Annotated in this window: 17 protein-coding genes and 1 tRNA gene; 13 read left to right on the plus strand and 5 right to left on the minus strand. The window is 33.5% G+C overall.

Annotation, left to right across the window (positions count from 1 at the left end):
• Window positions 1–79 precede the first annotated feature (79 nt).
• Both ADJ83_RS09480 and ADJ83_RS09485 read left to right on the plus strand, forming a co-directional pair.
• The gene (locus tag ADJ83_RS09480) at window positions 80–397 is read left to right on the plus strand and encodes an MTH1187 family thiamine-binding protein (protein WP_031535336.1); all 318 of its coding nucleotides are present in this window, start codon (window positions 80–82) and stop codon (window positions 395–397) included.
• An 11-nt stretch (window positions 398–408) separates the two neighbouring features.
• On the plus strand, window positions 409–1,044 hold the full coding sequence (locus tag ADJ83_RS09485; protein WP_031535334.1) for an MBL fold metallo-hydrolase: 636 nt from the start codon (window positions 409–411) through the stop codon (window positions 1,042–1,044).
• 331 nt (window positions 1,045–1,375) lie between these two features.
• On the opposite strand, the gene ADJ83_RS09490 is transcribed toward ADJ83_RS09485, so the two are convergent.
• Complete coding sequence (locus ADJ83_RS09490; RefSeq protein WP_031535332.1) at window positions 1,376–2,452, minus strand: ArsR/SmtB family transcription factor; 1,077 nt, start codon at window positions 2,450–2,452, stop codon at window positions 1,376–1,378.
• A 205-nt stretch (window positions 2,453–2,657) separates the two neighbouring features.
• On the opposite strand from ADJ83_RS09490, the gene ADJ83_RS09495 reads away from it, so the two are divergent.
• Both ADJ83_RS09495 and ADJ83_RS09500 read left to right on the plus strand, forming a co-directional pair.
• The gene (locus ADJ83_RS09495; protein ID WP_031535330.1) at window positions 2,658–3,380 is read left to right on the plus strand and encodes a protease inhibitor I9 family protein; all 723 of its coding nucleotides are present in this window, start codon (window positions 2,658–2,660) and stop codon (window positions 3,378–3,380) included.
• Between the two features lie 26 nt (window positions 3,381–3,406).
• The gene (locus ADJ83_RS09500) at window positions 3,407–8,905 is read left to right on the plus strand and encodes a leucine-rich repeat protein (RefSeq protein ID WP_048717686.1); all 5,499 of its coding nucleotides are present in this window, start codon (window positions 3,407–3,409) and stop codon (window positions 8,903–8,905) included.
• Window positions 8,906–9,170: 265 nt separating this feature from the next.
• Here the strand turns inward: ADJ83_RS09500 and ADJ83_RS09505 are convergent, their stop codons facing one another.
• Entirely contained in the window at window positions 9,171–9,869 is a 699-nt protein-coding gene (locus ADJ83_RS09505; protein ID WP_031535326.1) for a helix-turn-helix transcriptional regulator, read from the minus strand.
• Between the two features lie 616 nt (window positions 9,870–10,485).
• Between ADJ83_RS09505 and ADJ83_RS09510 the strand changes: the two genes are divergently transcribed.
• Entirely contained in the window at window positions 10,486–11,427 is a 942-nt protein-coding gene (locus ADJ83_RS09510) for a cation diffusion facilitator family transporter (RefSeq protein WP_031535323.1), read from the plus strand.
• A gap of 261 nt (window positions 11,428–11,688) precedes the next feature.
• Here the strand turns inward: ADJ83_RS09510 and ADJ83_RS09515 are convergent.
• Window positions 11,689–11,760: transfer RNA gene (locus tag ADJ83_RS09515), tRNA-Gln, on the minus strand.
• 230 nt (window positions 11,761–11,990) lie between these two features.
• On the opposite strand from ADJ83_RS09515, the gene comGA reads away from it, so the two are divergent.
• From comGA to ADJ83_RS09555, 8 genes are read left to right on the plus strand one after another with little or no spacing between them, the layout of a single operon-like run.
• A complete protein-coding gene (gene comGA, locus ADJ83_RS09520) occupies window positions 11,991–13,058 on the plus strand; it encodes a competence type IV pilus ATPase ComGA (RefSeq protein WP_031535321.1) in 1,068 nt (355 codons plus the stop codon).
• Window positions 13,027–14,079 carry a competence type IV pilus assembly protein ComGB gene (comGB, locus tag ADJ83_RS09525; protein WP_048717687.1) on the plus strand — a complete coding sequence of 351 codons (1,053 nt, stop codon included), beginning with the start codon at window positions 13,027–13,029 and terminating at the stop codon, window positions 14,077–14,079. Before comGA ends, comGB begins: the two co-directional genes overlap by 32 nt.
• A 12-nt stretch (window positions 14,080–14,091) precedes the next feature.
• Window positions 14,092–14,406 (plus strand): competence type IV pilus major pilin ComGC, encoded by a 315-nt coding sequence (gene comGC, locus ADJ83_RS09530; RefSeq protein ID WP_031535316.1) that lies wholly within the window; start codon window positions 14,092–14,094, stop codon window positions 14,404–14,406.
• On the plus strand, window positions 14,403–14,840 hold the full coding sequence (gene comGD / locus ADJ83_RS09535; protein ID WP_031535315.1) for a competence type IV pilus minor pilin ComGD: 438 nt from the start codon (window positions 14,403–14,405) through the stop codon (window positions 14,838–14,840). Before comGC ends, comGD begins: the two co-directional genes overlap by 4 nt.
• Entirely contained in the window at window positions 14,824–15,147 is a 324-nt protein-coding gene (locus ADJ83_RS09540; RefSeq protein WP_031535312.1) for a hypothetical protein, read from the plus strand. Before comGD ends, ADJ83_RS09540 begins: the two co-directional genes overlap by 17 nt.
• Window positions 15,126–15,602: a competence type IV pilus minor pilin ComGF gene (comGF, locus tag ADJ83_RS09545; RefSeq protein ID WP_048717688.1), complete on the plus strand. Its 477-nt coding sequence runs from the start codon at window positions 15,126–15,128 to the stop codon at window positions 15,600–15,602. Before ADJ83_RS09540 ends, comGF begins: the two co-directional genes overlap by 22 nt.
• Window positions 15,599–15,973 (plus strand): competence type IV pilus minor pilin ComGG, encoded by a 375-nt coding sequence (gene comGG, locus ADJ83_RS09550; RefSeq protein ID WP_031535309.1) that lies wholly within the window; start codon window positions 15,599–15,601, stop codon window positions 15,971–15,973. The genes comGF and comGG overlap by 4 nt, the downstream gene beginning before the upstream one ends.
• A 54-nt stretch (window positions 15,974–16,027) precedes the next feature.
• Window positions 16,028–16,216, plus strand: a complete 189-nt coding sequence (locus ADJ83_RS09555) for a YqzE family protein (protein ID WP_031535307.1) — start codon at window positions 16,028–16,030, stop codon at window positions 16,214–16,216.
• A 65-nt stretch (window positions 16,217–16,281) separates the two neighbouring features.
• Here ADJ83_RS09555 and ADJ83_RS09560 read toward each other — a convergent pair whose 3' ends face one another.
• Together ADJ83_RS09560 and ADJ83_RS09565 are read right to left on the minus strand one after the other, a co-directional pair.
• Window positions 16,282–17,088: a YqhG family protein gene (locus ADJ83_RS09560; RefSeq protein ID WP_031535306.1), complete on the minus strand. Its 807-nt coding sequence runs from the start codon at window positions 17,086–17,088 to the stop codon at window positions 16,282–16,284.
• On the minus strand, window positions 17,057–18,769 hold the full coding sequence (locus ADJ83_RS09565) for a DEAD/DEAH box helicase (RefSeq protein WP_031535303.1): 1,713 nt from the start codon (window positions 18,767–18,769) through the stop codon (window positions 17,057–17,059). The genes ADJ83_RS09560 and ADJ83_RS09565 overlap by 32 nt, the downstream gene beginning before the upstream one ends.
• Window positions 18,770–19,078 lie beyond the last annotated feature (309 nt).

Consider the following 19,078-nt stretch of genomic DNA (forward strand, 5'->3'; position numbering starts at 1 on the left):
CATCATAGGAATGAACTCAAATCGAATAATAATAGATGAAATCCATTGGCTGATAGAAGAGAAAGGAGAATAATAAATTATGGCAATCGTTGATGTAACAGTTATACCAGTTGGCACACAAACTCCAAGTGTAAGTGCGTATGTAGCAGACATTCAAAAAGTTTTAATGAACTATGAGGAAAAAGGCCAAATTCGCTTCCAATTAACACCAATGAACACGATTATTGAAGGAGAACTTCCAACATTATTTGAAGTGATTCAGGCAATGCATGAAGTTCCATTTGAAAAAGGTCTTGTGCGTGTTTGCACAAACATCAGAATTGATGACAGAAGAGACATCACTAGAAAAATGGAAGAGAAAGTGGAACGGGTAGTAAGTCAATTAGAGAATAAATAGGAGGGGATTTTGTGGAGTATAAGCAAATTCCTTTAGGGCCAATCCAGACCAATTGTTATTTAGTATGGAATGAAAAGAAGGATTGTTTAGTAATAGATCCAGGTGCAAATGGAGTAAAATTGAATAAGATGATTCAGGAGTTAGAATTATCCCCTATTGCAATTCTTTTAACCCATGCACATTTTGATCATATTGGTGCAGTGGAGGAAGTTAGAACAGATTATAGCATTCCCGTTTATGTACATAGCAAAGAAGAAGAGTGGTTGATTGATCCGAAATTAAATGGGAGTGAGGCATTTAGACTTCCCAATCCTGTAGTTACCAGACCAGCAGAGCACTTCTTGGATGAGAATCCTAAGATGACAATTGGAGATTTTACCTTTCAAGTGATGGAGACACCAGGGCATTCTCCAGGAAGTGTCACATTTTATTTTAAAAAAGAGAATTGGGCATTTGTTGGCGATGCTCTTTTCTATGAAAGTATTGGACGAACTGATTTAATTGGTGGTAACCAACGTACATTAATAAATAGCATTCACGAGAAGCTTTTAAATTTACCTGAAGAGACGATTGTACTGTCTGGTCATGGGAGAAAAACAACAATCGAACATGAAATGGATCATAATCCGTATATTAACGGCTTTTAAGTTAGTATGTAAGTGATACCGAAGAAAAGAGAGAGGAAAGAAGTCTTAATGGGTTAATATAGGGATTTAGAGCAAATAATCCTCTCATTAATCTATTGGTGCTTTCTTAAAGTAATTCCAGCTGCCATTTGGTGGCTTTTTTTTGCGAAAAATAATTCTGAAACAGCAAGTATTGGTAGGATGGGCTTTTTGTTATTGGATTCACCTTACAAATATAGAAGAACTTAAAAGTGTTACAATTAGGAGGGAAAACCTCCTATGAATTTAAAGTATTTAATAGTATCAATCTTAATAAAAAAGCCTAATAATTTTGATTAGAACCAAATTAAACTTATAGCAGAACATTATTTAGGCTTTTCATGAAGAGATTCATTTCATTTGGTACATAGTAATAGTCAATTCGCACACCGGTTTTTTGCACCCGAACAAATCCCTCATTTACTAAGAAATTCATATGATGAGAAACAGTTGCAGGCGTAAGTGAGAGTAATTGAGAAATATCTTGTCCGCACAAGGGACCGTTTTTTAGTGCTTTCAAGATTTCTAGTCTTCTTTTATCACTTAAAAGCTTAAGGCGATTTAATAGGGTTTCTTCATTGTGATTGTATTTTTGAATAAGTGAGCCAATTTTATGGTACATAATTCCAGCATATAAATATTCCGGACCATCTGTATCCATATGGTCCCATTTTAATGTATTAAACCCCATTGCACTCGGAATGATAATTAATTCTCTTGAGTTTAACTGTAAATTATATTGTTTCATTATGTTAGATTCAGGATTCTTCAAGAAATATTCCTTCAGAAAGATAGCAGAGGCGTCAATATAAGATTGCAGAATGTTCGCTTTTTGATTAAATAGATCAGAAACTTCTTCCAATATTTCAAGCAATTCCTTCTGAAATTTACCAGCATTATAGAATACTTGAGTACATAACCATTTATCCTCTATTGTACACTGATAATCTCTTAAGAAATCATTTAAATCTTTTTCTGTTTTAATTTCTTTTCCTTCAAGATTATAATTAAGAACTAGTCCAATAAGTTGTATTCTTAAATCAAATTCATGGGGATTCTCATAATCATTATCATTAAAAATAATTTGTTTACGTATTGTATAATATAATGCCCATGCAAGTGAATAGTCCGATTGTGATTCAATGCCAAAATAGAAAAGTAGTTTTTTTTCTTCGATTTCTAGATTGTCCATAATAAAATTTTCTACTTCTGCTAAAATATAAATTTCATCCGAAAATTCTTCAAAAGGGATATTGTACTTTTCACATATCTTTTGTATAACATCATAGATTGTTTTAGGAAACTCATCCCCTTCTGGTAAATTTCTCCTCTCCAATAAGAAAATACATTCTGTAAAAACATCATATTTAGATGTTATTGATATATCCATTAGGTAGCTCCTTTACTATTTATGCAATTTTTTATAAGGGTACTTACAACTACGCTTACTTTAATGTAATAGTATCACAGCGATATAATAAAAGACAAACTAAATTAGATTGTTATCTAAAATATAGTTTGAAACATATCTAACTACATGATATTATATTAAAGTAATTGAATTTTCTAAATAAATAGTTTAGGGGGAAGGGGAAATGAGTATATTAAAGAGTGGCAAAAAAGTTACTACTCTACTAACTCTATTGGTTGTATTATTTAGTACAATCACACCATTTAGTAATAACTATGTAAGTGCAAAAGAGAATACTAGTTATATAACTATGGAAAAAGCCGAGGGTGAATTAAATATTTCTCAAAAAGAAAATATTAGTGAGGAATATGGTTATGATCCACAAGAAAAGGTTCGTGTAATAGTAGAATTAGAGGAAGGACCAGTATTAGACTATTACAGTACAAAAAGTAAACAAGAACCATCTGAATTTATTAATTCTAATAAGGGAAAGAAAATTGCAAATAATATTATGGGGGAACAAGACTCCGTAATGAAAAAGATCTCTGAAAAGGTAGATGCTAGTTTTAAAGATAACTATCGATACACAGTAGTTATGAACGGTTTTTCGTTAGAGACAAAACGGGAAAACATTGAAAAAATAGAGAAAATATCTGGTGTAAAAAGAATTTTTGAGGCTGTGAAATATGAACTTCCAGCTGAAGCAAATAATGATATACAGATGAAAAATAGTAGTGTAATGATTGGGGCAGATCAAGCGCAAGCGCTTGGATATGAAGGAGAGAAAACGATTGTAGCTATTCTTGATACGGGACTAGATACAAATCATGAAGCATTTCAAAAAGACCCACAAAATTCAAAATATTCAAAAATGATATTTCGTCACTTATATCTTCCGTTAGTTTAAATGCTGGAGATTTATCGTCAGATGATGTGTTTGCAAGTCAAAAGGTTCCTTTTGGATATGATTATGCAGATAAAGACCCGAATGTCATTGGTGATATAGACCATGGAACGCATGTAGCAGGAACTATTGCAGCAAATAGTGATAAAATTAAAGGTATTGCTCCAGAAGCTCAATTAATGATTATGAAGGTGTTTTCAGATGGGACTGGATCAGCCTATGATGATGATATTTTGGCTGCATTAGATGACTCTGTTTCATTAGGTGCAGATTCCATTAATATGAGCTTAGGATCAGGTGCTGGCTTCACAAAAATAGGGGAAGAAGCAGTAAAAGAAGCGTATACAAGGGTATCGGAATCAGGCGTTAATTTATTGATGGCTGCTGGTAATGATGATAATGCTGTAGTTAATAATACATATGGAACTAACGTGCCATTAGCGTCAAATCCAGATAATGCGGTTGTGTCTTCACCATCAACTTTTGCAGCAGGTTTATCTGTAGCAAGTGTGGAAAATACTGTTTATAATTCTCCGTATTTTAAAGTAGGAGACGAAAATATTCCTTATAAAAATGCTTCTAACACAGATGGAGACACCTATGATGTATTGGATACACTTGATAACAAGGAATATGCTTATGTAATGGTACCAGGAATTGGGGAAGAAAAGGATTATAGTGAGTTAGATGTTAAAGATAAGATTGCGGTAGTTCAACGTGGGACGATCACTTTTACAGAAAAAGCGCAAGAGGCAGCAAAAGCTGGAGCAGTTGCAATAGTCATTTATAATAATCAAAATGGTGATGCAACAGGGATTGGCCTTTCGGAAGAAACGATTCCAGTGATATCGATTGCGTCAAAATATGAAGCTATATTAGCAAAAAATCTGGATAAAACGATAAAATTCCCGAAAGAATATTTCGGAGAAGTTGGAAGTCCAGTAGCTGGACTAATGTCTACTTTCTCTTCTATCGGACCGTCTCCAGATTTGAAAATTAAACCAGAAATCACTGCTCCTGGAGGCAATATTTATTCTACTTTAATAGGGAATAAATATGGTGCAATGAGCGGAACATCTATGGCAACGCCACATCTTGCTGGAGCAGCTGCAGCAGTCAAAGAATATGTAAATGAGAAGTTTTCTAGTTTATCTCAAGTGGAAAAAACAAATTTAGTATCGAATCTTTTAATGAGTACAGCTTCTCCGGTAAAAGACCAAAATGGTGTATATGCTCCTGTTCGTAAGCAAGGAGCTGGACTTATTAATGTAGCTAATGCAATCCAAACAAATGCATACCTAACAGTTGATGGTGATAAGCCAAAAGCAGAATTAGGATCTAGCGAAAGTGGGAAATACTCTTACAAATTTGCAATCAATAATTTTTCTTCAGACCAAAACATTACTTATAATGTTAATACTAAAGCACTTAGTGCAAAGATAAAAGTTGTAAATAACAATAAGTTTATGAGTGAGGAAGACATTGAATTAACGGATGACCAAGTAATTATAACTTACAGCGGATTAGACAGTGACAATAACGTAACAGTTAGTCCAAATAGTAATAAAACCATTTCTGTAACGATTTCCTTAACAGAAAAAGGGAAAGCGGATTTGGATGCTAATTTCGAAAATGGTATCTATATAGAATGTTACACAGGCTTATATGATGAAAAAGGGGATCATGTAACACTTTCTCTTCCATTCTTAGGATACTATGGTAATTGGACAGATCCTTCCATTTTTGATAATACAGTATATGATAAAATCCAGCCTACTACACAAACATCAACGATAATGATTAATTCGAACGCTGCAGGAAGCGGATATTATTTAGGAAGAAATGCTATCACAGGTAAATATGATAAAGAAAAAATTGCTTTTTCTCCTTCATTAAATGGGGATAACTCAAGAATATTTACTTCTATAACAAGCTTATTAAGAAATGCAGAAAATTTATCCTTTAAAATCAAAGATGCAAATGATAAGGATGTTTGGTCCTATGTATATGGTGATGCCCGTAAAACCTTCTTTAGTTCCACTCAAGGTGCATATATACCGATTCTTAATATGCAAGGTTGGAATGGAAAGGATGAAAAAGGACAGCAAGTACCAAGTGGTACGGAGTTGATTTATGAAGTAAGTGGTAAAATTGCAGGAACTGATACAGAAAAAACGCTCGAGCTTCCTTTTACTGTAGATACAGAAGCACCAACAGTAGAAAATGTCGACATTGTTAAAGAGGATAGCAAAGTATACCTAACATTTGATGTAAAAGACGATAACTATATTCAACAGATACTTGTTGGGGACGTCGCTGGACATGTACTTTTATTTGAACTTGGAATAGACTATGTGGAGAAAAAAGGAGAAACGAGCACAGTTCGTGCAGATATAACAAATCTTGGAGAAGAACTTGCGAACCAGTCATTAAATCCAGGTAGATTAAGTATCTTTGGGTTCGATTATGCTTATAACATTAGTACAAATTATGTGGATATCGGCCCACAAGCAATTGTATTAGACAAGTACTTAGATTTGACAATAGGCGAATCGAAAAAAGTGAATGCAACAGTTAAACCAGAAAATTTAGCTGATAAATCGTTAACTTGGACAAGCTCTGATGACAAAATAGCAACTGTTGATGCTGATGGTGTTGTAACTGGGATAGCTAAAGGTGAAGTAACCATTACTGCAACTGCCGTTACAGGACTAACTTCCTCTATCAAGGTTTACGTTGATACGGACGTGCCAGGGGAAGGTGAAACAGAGGATCCTGATGAAGAAAATCCTGAACAACCAGACGAAGATGATGCAATAGGATATAGTGATATGTCAATAGATGCAGACCATTCTATTATCAGTAAAGATTTAAATGACACTTTCCAATATGAAAACTTTTATTATAAAGTGACTAGTAATGACGAAGTACAATTAATAGGTGAGCCAGATAAACTATTCTCTAGCTATGATACTATCAAAGGAAATGTCTATATACCATCCGAAGTAGAAAATAACGGAAAAAAATATAAAGTAACCTCTATTGGAGCTAAAGCATTTTATTTTAATAATTCCATAACTTCGATAGAATTTTCCGAAGGATTAAAAGTTATTGGGCAAAGTGCATTTTTCTATGCATCTGCACTATCTAATGTAAAAATGCCAGACAGTGTGGAGAGAATTGATGACAATGCCTTTAATGGAGCAAGTATTACAAAAATTAATATACCTAAGAACATCAAATCAATAGGTTCTTTTGCATTTCTCTTTATAGATGCATTTGAAGAATTGACTTTACCAGAAGGGTTAGAAAGTATTGGAGAACAAAGTTTTGGTTTTGTTAGTTCAATGAAAAAACTTATCTTACCTGACACACTAAAGTATATCGGAGAAGCTGCATTTACGGATAGTGCAAGTTTAGAAACAGTCAAATTACCAGAGAAGATGAAAGCAGTTCCTAAGTTTATGTTTTTTAAAGCATCTTCACTTAAAGAAATTGAATTTCCTACATCAGTTACATCAATTGGGTACGGATCTTTTCAATCAAGTGGATTAACTACTATAGATATCCCTGAAAATGTAACTAAAGTGGAGAAATTTGCATTTGCTGACATATCTAGTCTTGAAAAAATTATTATTCCAAACTCTGTGAAGGAAATTGGAACATACGCTTTTGCACAAAGTACGAAAGCGAATGAAGTGAAAATTGGTAAAAACGTCAAGACAATTGGAAAGGATGCCTTTAAAGGAATTTCAAGAGAAGCTACAGTAAATGTTGCGAATGATCAAGTTGCTTTCGAATTAAGACGAAGTGGATTCACCAATCCATTAAAGTCTGGTGGGGTAAGCTTTACTGACTATGTCAGTGGACAATTTATGGTAGGTTCATTGATTTATAGACCAACTAGTGCAACAACAGTTGAAGTAACTCAATTTGAAAATAATAAGAAACTACAAGAACTTGTTATTCCTGAAACAGTTACAAATGAAGGAGATAATATTACTTATACAGTGACAAGTGTTTATGATTATGTTTTCCAAGGAAATCAGGATCTTAAGAAAATTACGTTGCCTGATACAATTACAAAAATTGGTGAAAGAGCGTTTGATCAAATTAACGGACTAGACACAATGAATATTCCTGAAAACTTACAATTAGTTGAAGAATATGGATTAAACTATTTAGGATGGGATCCGTTGTTAGCAAGTGAATGGACAGAAAAAGAGCTTACTATACCAGATGGGTTAACTCATTTAAAGGCAGTTTCTTTTTCTGGAAATAAATATGAATCAATTAATATAGCAAACGGAACAAAGAAAATACCTGCATACACATTTTATGGAAATAAGAAAGCGGAGAAGCTAGAAATACCTAATTCCGTAGAAATGATAGAATCTAATGCATTTGCAGATTTAGAATCATTAAAAGAACTAAATCTCCCAGATAATTTAAAATATATTGGGGGCAATGCATTTTCTGGTTTAAATAGCATAGATAAAGTGGCTCTCCCAAATAGTGTAGAATATATTGGGGATTATGCGTTTAATTCAATGGTTGGATCAAGCATAAAGGATGTTAGTCTAGGTAATGGTGTAAATGCTTATGGTTGGAATTCCTTTAATGAAGAAGCGAACGTAACTGTTTCGTTAAATTCTCAAAGAGAGGATATAGTGAAGTTTAATAATCTGAAGCAAACACCAGAACTTATTTGGGACGGAGAAGTGGATATTTCAACAACAGATGCTTCTGTTATCCCAGAAGGTAAAAAAGTATCAGTAATTGGTGATCGTACAATTGACGGTAATTTAACCATTAATGGAACTTTAGAGATTGCTAAAGATGCTTCCTTAACTATTAATGGTACATTAAAAATAAACGGCAAAATAACTGGTAAAGGTACTTTGATTATTAGTGAAGAAGCCCAAATTGGAGATATTGACCCAGAGGTATTTATTCCGGTAACGAGCATTAAAATAACAAAATCTATCGCAATTACAGAAGATAAAGGAACAGCACAAATTGAGGCAGAAGTATATCCTACCTTTGCAACCAATAAGAATTTAAATTATGACTTAATAAGTGGTGACGCATTTGCATCTGTAAACGAAAAGGGAGTCATAACTGCAAAAGGAAACGGTCAAATAGTTGTAAGAGTTTCGGCGGCAGATCAATTTGGAACGTATGTAGATCTGAATGTTACTATCTCCGGACAAAGTGAAGTAATTGATGATGAACAAGACCCAGAAAATCCAGATGACGGAACAGAGGATGAACAAGACTCAGAAAATCCTGGAAAAGGAATAGATAATGATAATACCAACACGGTAAATCAAGAAAATAACAAAAATAGTCAGAATGTATCTAATATAGGAAATGGAAGTGGAAAAGAAAGTAACGGAACCCACCAACGCCCTGAAACAGGCACACATTCTTATAATTATCTGTTAATCGGATTTATATTGATTTTTGCTAGCATATTGTTCCTTTATATTGCTAGAAGAAAAAAACAAGTAAACCAAGTTAAATAGAAACAATAAAAAAACTCCTTAATTGCTTGAAATTTGAGCAATAAGGAGTTTTTTTAGCTACACTTTACGTGGCAAATAGATTGACATTTGTGTATTCCACATGCTGTCATATATTAAATATGGAATCCTAATGCAAGATAAAATAAATAGTTCATTTTTAAATAAGTAGACTCGTTAAAAGGATAAGTAACAATTATATAGAAATGGATAACCTGAATAAAAGTTGTATTTCTGCAGATAATTACAGGAAACTCTCTTTTCTTTCCTATTGAACTTGTGTTTTATAGGCACATTGATCGCAGCCTGAAATAATATTCTGTTTTTCGATTAACTGAACATCCTTAAATAATGCTTCAAACATACCAGTAAAGAAAGATTGATGCATTGTACATACTTTATCTTTATGCTCCATTGCAACTTCTTTAAATGGACAATTATATATTTCAAAATATAAGGAAGTTTCATCATCATTCCATTCTAATGCTGGCAGTTGCCCTGTCATTAAACTGGCATTTTGTAATAGCCGTAGTTTATCTCCATTGGATAATGATGCGGTATTATTTGTATAACGGGCAATTTCTTGTTCCATCATCTCTTTGCCAAATGTTTTTCCTGTTTCATATAGTGCTTTACTTCCTTCTGCACCGAGGCTTTCAAGGGATCTTAATAAAATACTGCTTAATAATTGATAATTTCTAAATGGAAAGCTAAATTGTATGACCTCATCTGATAAACGATATAGTCTACTTGGACGGCCACCCTTTCCTGTTTTTTTTGTTTCAGAATAGAGCATTCTTACATCTTCTAATTTAGATAAATGTAAGCGGGCTACGTTTGGATGGATAGAAAATTCGTCTGCTATTTCTTGAACGGTTACATCTTGATGACGTTTAGTAATGTATTGATAAATATAGAAACGAGTTGGGTCAGACAATACATTTGTAACTTTTAGTGTATTTTCCATAACAATTGTTTCCTCCTGGGAACTAATTTTCTTTATTATAATATAGCAATCTACCATAAACATGGTTAAAACGATAAGTTTATAAAATGTTCACAACTTCACAAGATTTTGTTCATAAATTGTACATATTCACCATTTGAAGCTTGGCCATCTTTATAATGTTTTTTTTATGTTTTTTCCGTTCACATATTGTTATTATTCAAATGTAAAATTGACATTTATTAATAGGAGATATAAAATTAATATATGAGCATATATTCATATAAAAGAAGATAATTTGGAGATAATAGCTGTTTCCATTATTGATGGAGGGGCAAGCTGCTCTAATTACAACAGAAGCTAATCAACATCATCTATTCTTCATTTTACACTGCTTTATCTTCTTGTGTAATGCAGCCTTCTCTTCATCTAGAATATTCAAGAGCTGTTGTAGTAGTGGTGGCTGGAATTTTTGGATATAACTTCAGCTGGCGTTTTAATAGACGAGAGGTTCCTTTATCAGTTGGTCATAAAATTAGTTTTTTACCACAAAATATAGGGAAAAGAGTATTTTCTGTTGGTTTGATAAATCCGCAAGGTAAGTAATTTTATTTAAAAAATAGAAGGAGGAAAAAATATGGGGAATTTTCATGAGCATAATCATAGTCAGTATGGACATCACCATCATCACCATGGCTTCGAATCAACAAGAGAGGGTAATAAAAAAGGGTTAATTTTCGCTTTACTAATTACCTGTGGAATTATGCTATTGGAGTTTTTTGGAGGACTTCTTACAAATAGTCTTGCTTTATTATCAGATGCAGGTCATATGTTAAGTGATGCTGGTTCTCTTTTCTTAAGTTTTCTTGCAATCCGGTTTGCGTCCCGTAAAACATCGCCTAGTAAAACGTATGGATACTATCGTTTTGAAATTTTAGCGGCCCTATTTAATGGCGCCACATTGTTTGTTATCGCTTTTTTTATCATTTGGGAAGCTATAAAACGGTTCGCCGAGCCTCCGACGGTTGCTAGTGGAACAATGATGACCATTGCAGCAATTGGATTGTTAGCAAATATCGTTAGCGCGGTGGGATTAATGCAGAAAGGGGATGTGCATAACAATGTAAATTTACGAAGTGCTTACTTACATATACTGGGTGATGCATTAGGTTCCGTTGGTGCAATTATTGCTGGAGTACTCATGTTATTCTTTGATTGGTATGTTGCAGATCCTATAATATCTGTAGTAGTTGCTTTATTAATTTTAAAAAGCGGTTGGGGAGTAATAAAAAATTCTACTCATATATTAATGGAAGGAACTCCGGAAACAATAAACCAAGAAGATGTGAAAATGGTGTTAGAAGAAATCGAAGGAGTAATCGATGTTCATGATCTGCATATATGGACCATTACTTCCGGGCTTGATACATTAAGCTGCCATATGTTAATTGATGATAAAAAAGACAGTCAAGCTATTCTTCAGCAAGCGATTGTTCGAATAAAAGATAAGTTTAAAATAGACCATGCAACTATTCAAATCGAAAAGTCACAGATTCAACATGATGATATGAATGTGTAAAAGAAATCAAGACAGACTGGGGTAGTTTTTATTGACTCTTGTTTAACTAAATGTATATACGTCTGTGTTTAAAATAAACGGCAAGATTTCATATAAATGAACAATTTTTTAAAAAGGAGTTAATATCTCAACTTATATCTGCTATTTAAGCTTAGAAGGGAATTTTTTTCTATGATGTCTCTCATTTTCGGAAAAAAATTAACAAAGAATAATAGCGAATTCATATGTATAAAAAAAAGACCCATGTAAATTGGGTCTTTACTGGGCTAGCTGGATTCGAACCAACGAGTGACGGAGTCAAAGTCCGTTGCCTTACCACTTGGCTATAGCCCAATATAATTGATATATATAGTATGGCTTGTTCGGTGTTTTTTATTCAAAATCAGAAGTTTTTTTAAAAGAACAATGGAAATTAATCGGAAATATTAGTCTAGAAATAATCTGCATTATATTTAAAAATAACTAATTGAATAAAAGTAAAAAAATAATGAAAATTGAAGGAATTTCTTTTTTTATGTCGAAATATTAATACGAATAAATAAAAAGGTGGTGTTTTATGAAAAGTGTTATCTATTGAAGCTTTAGCCAATCGTATTATTCGTGATGCAGTGGAGCAAAATGCTACTGATATTCACATAACCCCGAGACAAAAGGAATCGGTCCTTCAATTGCGGATTGCTAATCATTTGCTTACTAGATTAGTAATAACTGCGGAGGAATGTGACAAGTTAATCTCTCATTTTAAGTTTACGGCATCCATGGATATTGGAGAACGAAGAAAACCGCAAAATGGCTCTATTTCTACAAACATCAATGGTCAACATATTGGCTTACGTTTATCAACCTTGCCTTCTTCCCCTCACGAAAGTTTAGTTATTCGCCTTCTTTACGACAAAAATATGCTTCCAATCTACCATATCTCCTTATTTCCAAATGTTTCTCGAAAATTAATCTCTTTATTAAAGCACGCTCATGGGTTAATTATCCTCACAGGTCCGACTGGATCTGGCAAAACGACAACACTCTATTCCCTCTTAAATGAAAATGCTCACCTCTACCAAAGAAATGTTATTAGCTTAGAAGATCCGATTGAAAAGCCCCAAGAAAATGTACTGCAGATTCAGGTTAATGAGAAGGCTGGTATTACGTATTCAACAGGACTAAAAGCGATTCTTCGCCATGATCCCGATATTATCATGGTTGGAGAAATCCGAGACAGGGAAACTGCTCATATTGCAATAAGAGCGAGTTTAACAGGGCATTTGGTATTAACTACCATGCATACTAGGGATGCGAAAGGTGCGATTCATCGATTGCTCGAATTTGGCATAAAGGAGACAGAAATTGAACAAACCTTAATTGCTGTTACCGCACAAAGACTAGTAGAAATGGTATGTCCATTTTGTGATGATGGCTGTTCACCTTTCTGTTACCGTTTAGATGATCGATTAAAAAGATCTACTGTATTTGAAATGATAACTGGAAGGATGATTGCTAACATTCTTAATAACAGGACAGATGATTGGAGTTATAAGTATAAAACATTAGGGGACATCATTTGTAAAGGGATAGCATTAGGATATATAAAGGAGGGGGAATATGAACGATGGATTTATGATGAAAAAAAATAAGGCGTGGACTAATTTAGAGCAAGCTAGATTTTTAAAATGTATTGGGGAGTTGCTTGATAGGGGCTATTCCATGGCAGAAGCGGTTCAATCTTCGCGTTATTACATGCCGGAATGTCGATTGGAAGATATAAATGCTTGTTATGGTTCGTTAAAAGGAGGAGATACGTTTTTTGAAAACCTTGTAAGGTTAAATTTTGATCGCCAAGTTATTAGTTTTGTGTATTTTGCTGAAAAGCATGGAGGATTTGCAACTGCGTTTCAGGATGCAAGTAAAATGATTCAGAATAAACAAGATACAATCAAAAAATTAAGGAAGATTCTATCTTATCCTCTTTTTCTTCTATTATTTACTTTTATTCTGTTTTTCTTTGTTCAAAGTATCCTCATTCCTAAGTTTAATTCCATTTTTCTAACGATGAATATAAATAAGAATTTCTTTCTGCTCTTTGTCCAAATAATCGGTAACGTTCTTCCCTCTCTCTTCGCTTTTCTATTACTTCTTCTTATTGCTTGTTACGTCTCATATTATGTATATTTCCGCAAACTGGATATTATAGTTCAAATGAATTTACTAGCGCGAATCCCATTCATAGGAAAAATTGTCAGGCATTATTTTTCCTACCTTTTATCTTTGCAATTAAGTTATCTATTATCTAGTGGCTTTTCGATTTATGAATGTTTGCAATTTTTTGAAGAAAACAAAGAGCAAAAGCTGTATTCTCGAATAGGTATACTTGCTATTTCGCAGTTGAAAAAAGGCGATCGTCTTGATCAAGCCTTTATGTTATTTACTTTTTTAGATAAGGAACTGTTTCAAATTATTCAGCATGGTCAAGAAAATGGAAAGCTGGATCAAGAATTCTATTACTATGGCAATCATTGCCTTATGCAAATAGAAGAGAATATACAAAAAACAATGAAGGTCTTTCAACCTACACTGTATTCCGTTGTGGGAATTTTAATTGTTTCCATTTACTTATCTGTATTAATGCCAATGTTTCAGCTTTTAGATGGATTTTGAAAGGAGAACAAAATGAATAATGAAAAGGGTTTTACACTAATAGAAATGATGATAGTTTTGGTGGTTATTTCCATATTATTAATTGTGACAATTCCCAATATTACAAAGCATAATTCAAAGATAAATGACACAGGTTGTGAAGCATTAACAAAGATGGTACAAGCAGAGGTTCAGTCCTATTATATGGAGCATAAAGAATATCCTGCGAGTATCTCTGCGCTGAAAGAGGATAATTATATCACAGAAGAGCAAGAGCAATGTACGAATGGCAAGGAATTAATTATTACAGATGGCGTAGTTACTACTGCTAGTACGGAAAATCCATGATAGAAAATCAAAGAGGATTTACACTAATAGAAATGGTTTTTGCAATGTCATTATTGGTGATTCTCTCCTCCTTATCTGTGTTCATAGTCACCTCCCAGCAAACTACACTTAATGAGAACCAGTTTATTACTCAATTAGAGGCAGATCTTTATTATGCCCAGGCATTTGCTATCGCAAATCAATCGCTTCTTCAAGTAAAAATATATCCGAATTTAAATCGTTACAGCATCCGTGGAGATGAATATGTGGGTAGTATTGTGGATCGTTATTACAATGAAGATATTGTTTTTGTAAATGAAAACACGATCTCTTTTACCATCAATACGAGAGGGAACGTTTCTAAATTTGGGACATATGAATTCCGAATTGGAGAGCAGCCATATAAATTAACGATTTTAATTGGCAAAGGGCGATTTTATGCAACTAAATTGTAAAGGTTTTATGTTACCGGAATATTTATTGGCTTATACAATATGGCTTCTTATTGCTTTGACTTGGATGCCGATTTATGTGCATGTGTTAAAGCAATTGGAAGATTCGGAAGAAGGGAAGATGGTAAATGACCTATTTTATCACTATTTAATGGAAGTTAAATTAGGAGAAGGAGAAAAAGGAAATACATCTATTGAAAAAGAGGGGAATGTCTACACAATCCTTTGGAAAATAGATAATACAGTTTGTATCCAATATAATAATATATTTCAGAAGAAGAAAGAAATATGCGATGTGTTCATCGAATGAAAAAAGGGTTGATATTGAATAATAAAGGTTATATTTTATTGGAAATGCTTCTTTGCTTTTTTATTTTTTCTATTATTCTTTCTTTACTAAGCATTCCTTTGAAACATATCGTTAACCGTCAAATTTCCGAGATAGAGTTACAGGATATGGAATGGGAAGTGTTCATCCTAGAATTAAAAAAAGAAGTGAAGATTGCACAGAATATGGATGTTTCCAACAACAAATTACTGCTTTATGTGGATAGCAGAGTGGTTATTTATGAAAAATATGAAAGCAGTATAAGAAGGCGGGTAGATTCGACAGGGCATGAGGTCGCATTACAAGGTGTTAAAGATGTAGAGTTTAAAAGGAATAAGAATGGTTTTAGAATAGAGGTAATTAACCGATTTGATAAGAAAAAAGATGCAAGTATAATATCTTATCTCCGCATGGAAAGTGATGTGAATGGAAAATGAATAACAAAGGGTTTATTTATCCATTATCGCTCTGTGTGTATATTCTTTTTATTTCCTTCTTATTTATTTTATATGGTCTTTATGAAAAGAAAAAAGGGATAGAAATAAGTGTGAGAAATAGCAATATGCAAGAATATTATTTCCTGTCTTCCCTAAAAGAAATTGAATATGAACTTTCTACAGAAGAACATCCTGAACTTGCTGGTACAAAAACTTTTTTACATGGTAATGTTTTTTATACAATCGAAAAAAATTCGAGTACTACTTTTAAAATCGATTATCAATTAAATATGCAAGCGGGGATAAAGCCGATTTATGCCGTAAGCTACTTTGATATGGAGCAAAATAAAATGACGAAATGGATAGAATGAATAAAAACCAAACGATAGGGCTATCCTAGTACAAATGCTATAGTAGGTGATTAAATGAATACCAACGATTATGTGAAGTATTTAACCCAAACATTTGTCCAGTACATGGATCAGCCTAAAGAAGAAAGGCAAAAGTTAAGAGCGGAAAGAAAAGGGCTGAAAGAACCATTTATGCTGAGGTGGTTTGGAGTTTTACCTTATTTAATTATGTTTAGCTTTAAGCGTAGAAATGTAAGAAGATAGGTTATGAAAAGGAGTGGACTTAGCTTATTAAAGCATAAATCTACTCCTTTTTTCATGATTATGGTTTAGGAGACAGCTTCTGAAGCTAAATAGAATAGCCCGCCATTAATAATCGAAATATTAATCTTTGGTTCGTACTGTTCCTGTAGAGCTAATTTTTCCGTTTCCAAGGTTTCTTGTTCTTCCTCCATGTCTTCCATATCTTCATAAAAATGCTCTAGCAATTCTAAATCCTTTTTCCACCTTTCCTTCGCTTCTTCTGCCCATGTATGATCTTCTAATAATAAAGATTGTTTTATCATGTTTTCAATTCTTGTTATCCCGCTTTTCGGCATGATTAAGGGAGAAAGAGTAAACGCATAATCAGGAATTTTGGCAGAAAGGTTCATTTTCTCTACTTTTGCCTGGAAATCTGTTGCTATTTGGCCATTGATTAGCTGCAGACCAATCGATTGAAACACATCCCGTTTTCTGTCACATTGATAGGAGATTTTTACATTAAGAGCAAGCCATGGCTTTAATGCTGTTTGTTGCTGGCCTTGTGCTATTTTATATTCATATAAACGAATATACTTTGATAAATTTTTTGCAGAAGCAAAAAGTTGATGAAGACGTGGAGACCCAAAGTGTATCTGTTCGCCCTTCAAATCCTCTGGTGCAAGCTTTGGATCAGTAATGAGGGTTAGACTGGCGGGGTTTGGGACGCCACCAGTCTTTTCAAGATAATGCCAATAAAAAGGTCGATTCATTAACTCTTTGTCCATTTCAATTGTTAATTGGACAGTTAGGTAACCAGGTTTATTCTCTACTATCTCACAATCATTTGCGACAAAAAATCGTTCAAGAAATTGATGAATTTCCTGCTGCTTCATATGGCTCACCTTCCTTCATACTTTGTGCGAATTCAATCATGCTTGTTAAATTATCCATTTTGATTTTCATTTCTCCTTCTGATTTTGAGTGGGAGAAAATATCAACCATATAATCATCCATATTGCCAAAGTCCAATTTCGTCAAAATATCATCTAGCTCCCCAATTACTTTTTCGAAAAGATGGATTTTTTCATATAATAATTTTAAAATATGATCTTCCACAGTATCTTTAACGGCAAAGTTATAAATCTTTACATCTTCTTTTTGACCAAGTCGATGAATTCGTCCTATTCTTTGCTCTAGTCTCATTGGATTCCATGGTAAATCAAAGTTAATAATATGGTGGCAAAATTGAAGGTTAATCCCTTCTCCGCCAGCCTCTGTTGCTATTAATACTTGCGCATGATTTTGGAAGAGATCTCGCATCCAATCCTTTTTGCCTCGTTTAAATCCACCGCGAAATGGAACGGATGTAATACCGTGCTGTTTCAAAAACCATTGTAAATAAAGTTGCGTAGCTCTATATTCAGTAAAAATGATTACTTTATCATTAATCTTCTTAATAAGCTCAAGTGCTTTGTTTGCCTTTGAATTTTGCTGAATCGCTTCTACTTTTTTTACCAGTTCTTGTATTCTTTGTTGGAATTGTGGTGTTGGATTTTCCACTTTCTTCGCCATGTTTTGCAGAGTATAATACACTGCTTCCCTGCTGGAACACGCCTCTCTTTGTAATGTAATCATCGAAAAAGGACTGCGGGAATTTTCACTATTGCTAGAAAGATTGGGTTCTGTTTTTAAATCTACTAGTCCTTCATACAATGCTCTTTCTTCTCTTGTAAATTCAATTGGGACAGCTTCAACAATTCTTTTTGTCCATTCAATCCCTGTATCATGGCGTCTGTTTCTGATCATTACTTTATTGACCAAAGCTTTTAGATTCTCATCATCATCAATGGAGCGGGCATCTTTTTTATATTTTTCATAGAAGGATGATTCGCTACCAAGATGTCCGGGCTTTAATAAAGATACTAAATTAAAGATTTCACTAATTCTATTTTGAATAGGAGTAGCTGTTAATAGTAAACAAAATTTCTTTTTTAAATTTTGAACAAACTCATAGTTTTTTGTTTTATTATTTTTCAGCTTATGGGCCTCGTCAATTATCACCAAATCATAGTCCAGATTGTTTATGATATCACGATGTGGCTGTCTTTTTGCTGTATCAATAGAAGATACGACAATGTCACATTGCTCCCAAACATAGCTTTTGCGCTGAACCATAGCGGGAATGTAGAATTTACTATTTAATTCATAAGCCCACTGTGTGACAAGAGAGGCAGGAACTAAAATCAGCACTTTTTTTACTAATCCGCGAATCATATATTCTTTTAGTATCAATCCTGCTTCAATCGTTTTTCCAAGACCAACTTCATCTGCCAAAATAGCTTTTCCATTCATATCTTCGATTACCTTTTTTGCAACTTCAAGTTGGTGGGGCAAAGGAGAAAGCTCTGATAAGTACTTAGGGGCTTTTAGACCCTCGAAGTCTGGTATGATATTATGTTGTTCTACTTCTACTGCTAGTTTATATAATTCCCAATTGGCCCATGGACCATCATCTGAAATTCGCTTTAGTAGCTGATCATTCCATGAATCATCAAAATGGATTTGAACGGTCATATATTATTCGTCCTTTCTTACTTTATTTAGTAAAGCTAAAAAGTTATGTATGTATAAAAAGGATTGAAAAAAGAATGCTAGTAAAACAAAAAATATATTGCCACCTTTTCGTTCGGATGTTAGGATAAAAGGGTAAAAAAGTTTTTAATTTTGTCACAATTTATTTATATTTGGACAGAACATGAACATTAAATTCAAAATGACCAATAAATAATCGGTTTTTACTTTTTAAAATTAGAGAAACTTTCATCAGTGGCGTTTTCCTTCAACACTCCTGATGGTTAGTTGAACCAATCGCACTATACGGAA

It is taken from the genome of Bacillus sp. 522_BSPC (assembly GCF_001076885.1).
Lineage (GTDB): Bacteria > Bacillota > Bacilli > Bacillales > Cytobacillaceae > Niallia > Niallia hominis.

Excerpts from the sequence above, each read along its gene's own strand:
- ADJ83_RS09480 (WP_031535336.1), top strand. The coding sequence starts at position 80 with ATGGCAATCGTTGATGTAACAGTTATACCAGTTGGCACACAAACTCCA.
- ADJ83_RS09490 (WP_031535332.1), bottom strand. The coding sequence starts at position 2,452 with ATGGATATATCAATAACATCTAAATATGATGTTTTTACAGAATGTATT.
- ADJ83_RS09495 (WP_031535330.1), top strand. The coding sequence starts at position 2,658 with ATGAGTATATTAAAGAGTGGCAAAAAAGTTACTACTCTACTAACTCTA.
- ADJ83_RS09505 (WP_031535326.1), bottom strand. The coding sequence starts at position 9,869 with ATGGAAAATACACTAAAAGTTACAAATGTATTGTCTGACCCAACTCGT.
- ADJ83_RS09510 (WP_031535323.1), top strand. The coding sequence starts at position 10,486 with ATGGGGAATTTTCATGAGCATAATCATAGTCAGTATGGACATCACCAT.
- comGB (WP_048717687.1), top strand. The coding sequence starts at position 13,027 with ATGAACGATGGATTTATGATGAAAAAAAATAAGGCGTGGACTAATTTA.
- comGC (WP_031535316.1), top strand. The coding sequence starts at position 14,092 with ATGAATAATGAAAAGGGTTTTACACTAATAGAAATGATGATAGTTTTG.
- comGD (WP_031535315.1), top strand. The coding sequence starts at position 14,403 with ATGATAGAAAATCAAAGAGGATTTACACTAATAGAAATGGTTTTTGCA.
- ADJ83_RS09540 (WP_031535312.1), top strand. The coding sequence starts at position 14,824 with ATGCAACTAAATTGTAAAGGTTTTATGTTACCGGAATATTTATTGGCT.
- comGF (WP_048717688.1), top strand. The coding sequence starts at position 15,126 with ATGCGATGTGTTCATCGAATGAAAAAAGGGTTGATATTGAATAATAAA.
- comGG (WP_031535309.1), top strand. The coding sequence starts at position 15,599 with ATGAATAACAAAGGGTTTATTTATCCATTATCGCTCTGTGTGTATATT.
- ADJ83_RS09555 (WP_031535307.1), top strand. The coding sequence starts at position 16,028 with ATGAATACCAACGATTATGTGAAGTATTTAACCCAAACATTTGTCCAG.
- ADJ83_RS09560 (WP_031535306.1), bottom strand. The coding sequence starts at position 17,088 with ATGAAGCAGCAGGAAATTCATCAATTTCTTGAACGATTTTTTGTCGCA.
- ADJ83_RS09565 (WP_031535303.1), bottom strand. The coding sequence starts at position 18,769 with ATGACCGTTCAAATCCATTTTGATGATTCATGGAATGATCAGCTACTA.